The organism is Microbacterium sp. UBA3394 (assembly GCF_002358725.1).
In the GTDB taxonomy this organism is placed as follows: Bacteria; Actinomycetota; Actinomycetes; order Actinomycetales; family Microbacteriaceae; genus Microbacterium; species Microbacterium luteum.
Window position 1 is genome coordinate 1 of the sequence record NZ_DEPK01000235.1, and the last position, 2,725, is coordinate 2,725.

3 protein-coding genes are annotated in these 2,725 nt (G+C 68.2%); all 3 read right to left on the minus strand.

Features of this window, described 5'->3' with window-relative positions:
* The coding region (locus tag B4E30_RS14295; protein WP_414683221.1) for a RapZ family nucleotide-binding protein at positions 1-626 on the minus strand (626 nt) is incomplete at its 3' end.
* A 10-nt stretch (positions 627-636) separates the two neighbouring features.
* Complete coding sequence (gene uvrC / locus B4E30_RS14300) at positions 637-2,526, minus strand: excinuclease ABC subunit UvrC (RefSeq protein WP_286795767.1); 1,890 nt, start codon at positions 2,524-2,526, stop codon at positions 637-639.
* A 4-nt stretch (positions 2,527-2,530) separates the two neighbouring features.
* On the minus strand, positions 2,531-2,725 hold a 195-nt coding region (locus B4E30_RS14305; protein ID WP_286795769.1), incomplete at its 5' end, for a hypothetical protein.

A 2,725-nucleotide genomic window follows, 5' to 3' on the forward strand; every position in this document is an offset into this window, starting at 1 on the left:
TCGTGCCAGTACGGGTTCGGCAGGAACCGCATGTCGGCCACGTGGTCGGCGTCCGGCGGGAGACCGTACTTGAAGCCGAAGCTCATGATGGTCAGGGTGTGCCGCGCGGCACCCTCGTCGGCGAAGAGCTCGGCGACACGTGTCGCGAGCTGGTGAATGTTCAGCGCCGACGTGTCGACGATGACGTCGGCGTCCTCGCGGACGGGAGCGAGCCTCGTACGTTCGGCCCGAATGCCGTCGACGATCGTGCCATCGCCCTGAAGAGGATGCGGGCGACGCACGGCCTCGAAGCGGCGCACGAGCACGGTGTCCGACGCGTCGAGGAACAGCACCCGGATCGGGCGCCGCGAGCGCAGTGCCCGCATCGCCTCCGGAAGCTCGGAGAAGAGGCCGCGGCCCCGCACGTCGACGACGACGGCCACCCGGGGCAGCGCTCCCCCGGCGATCTCCGTCAGATCCAGCAGCGGCTTGAGCATCTGCGGAGGCAGGTTGTCCACGACGTACCAGCCCAGGTCTTCCAGGGCGTTCGCCGCGGTGGACCTTCCGGCACCGGACATCCCGGTGACGATCAGCATCTCGCCGACCTGCGGGGTCTGATCGTCCTCCGTCATCGCGCCCTCCGTCATCACGTCCAGCCTAGCGAGCGGTGAGGTGGGCATGAATCGACGCCGCGAGCTTCGGACCGACGCCCGGAAGCTCCTGGATCTGTTCGGTCGTCGCTTCGCGGAGGGCCGCGACGGAACCGAAGTGACGCAGAAGAGCCTTGATGCGCGCATCCCCCAGCCCGGGCACCTCGGCCAGGACGGTCTGGATGTCGCGCCGCCGCCGCTTGCGCTGATGCGTGATGGCGAACCGATGTGCCTCGTCACGCAGACGCTGCAGAAGATACAGCGCTTCGGAGGTGCGCGGCAGGATCACCGGGTACTCCTCCCCGGGCAGCCAGACCTCCTCCAGCCGCTTGGCGATGCCGCACAGCGCGATCTCGGTGTGTCCGGCCTCATCGAGCGCGCGAGCCGCCGCCTCGACCTGCGGCTTCCCGCCATCGACCACGAGCAGCTGCGGACGGTAGGCGAACCGCGGCTTCTTGCGCTCGGTGACGACCTCGCCCGACGCCAACGGGTCGGCCACGGGATCTGCTTCGGGCTGATCGAGGTAGGCCAGACGCCGACGCAGCACCTGCCGGATCGAGTCGGTGTCGTCGGTGGTCTCGGGGATGCCGAACGAACGGTACTGATCCTTCCGGGGCAGACCGTCTTCGAACACCACCATCGACGCCACCACGTTCGTACCGGCGAGGTGCGAGACGTCGTAGCACTCGATACGGAGAGGAGCCTCGTGCAGGTCCAGCGCCTCCTGCAGGTCGGTCAACGCCTGCGACCGCGCGACGTAATCGCTCGTGCGACGGGTCTTGTGCAGGTTGAGCGCCTGCTGCGCGTTCAGCGTCGCCGTCGCCAGCAGCTCGGCTTTGCGGCCGCGCCGGGCGACCTGGAGCGACACCGGGCGACCCCGCCGGTCGCGAAGCCATTGTTCGAGCTCCGCGGCGTCCTCGGGCAGCGAGGGGACGAGCACCTGCTTCGGTATGTCGGTGTCGGCCGCCTCGCCGTAGGTGCGCTGCAGCACCTGCTCGACGAGGTCCGCCCCCGAAATGTCGAGTTCCTTCTCGATCGTCGTGGCGTGGACGCCGCGCACACGCCCGCCGCGCACGACGAAGTGCTGCACCGTCGCGGCCAGCTCGTCCTCGGCGATCCCGAACAGGTCGGCGTCGGTGTCTTCGGTCAGCACGAGCGCGCTCTTGCCCAGCACGGCCTCGATGGCCCCGAGTTGATCGCGATAGACCGCTGCGGCTTCGTAATCCATGGCGGCGGACGCCTCGCGCATCCGAGCGGTCAGTTCTCGGGCGAACCGCTGGTCGCCGCCCGACATGAAGGCGACGAAGTCCTGCACGATCGCCCGGTGCTCGTCGACGCTGACCCGCATGGAGCACGGCCCCCCGCAGCGCCCGATCTGACCCGGGAAGCACGGCCGGCCGGTCGCCATCGCCTTCTTGTAGCTGGAGTCGCTGCAGGTACGGATGGGGAACACCTTGATCAGCTGATCGATGGTGTCGTGCACCGCCCAGACCTTCGGGTACGGGCCGAAGTACTTCGCACCCTTGATCCGTCTATTGCGGGTGACGATCACGCGAGGAGCTTCGTCGGCGAGGGTGATCGCCATGAACGGATAGGACTTGTCGTCGCGATACTTGACGTTGAACGGCGGATCGAACTCCTTGATCCACATGTACTCCAACTGCAGGGAGTCCACGTCCGTGGCGACGACCGTCCATTCGACCGACGACGCCGTCGTGACCATGCGCCGCGTGCGCTCGTGGAGCGTGTGCAGCGGCGCGAAGTAGTTCGACAGCCGGGCACGCAGATTCTTCGCCTTGCCGACGTAGAGCACGCGACCGTCCGCGTCCCGGAATCGGTACACACCGGGGTCGGTCGGTATCTCCCCCGGCTTGGGCTTGTAGGGAAGCGGCGACATCGGGTCAGCCGGCCTTGCGCGCTTCGGCACGCTCGGCCGGGAACAGCACCTCGGCGAGGAAGGCGCCCGTGTGACTCTCCGGCACGCGCGCAAGATCCTCCGGGGTGCCGGTCGCGACGAGCGTGCCGCCGCCGGAACCCCCCTCGGGTCCGAGGTCGATGATCCAGTCGGCCGACTTGATCACGTCGAGATTGTGCTC

Coding starts and splice junctions, on each gene's coding strand:
- uvrC (WP_286795767.1), bottom strand. CDS start 2,526: ATGTCGCCGCTTCCCTACAAGCCCAAGCCGGGGGAGATACCGACCGAC.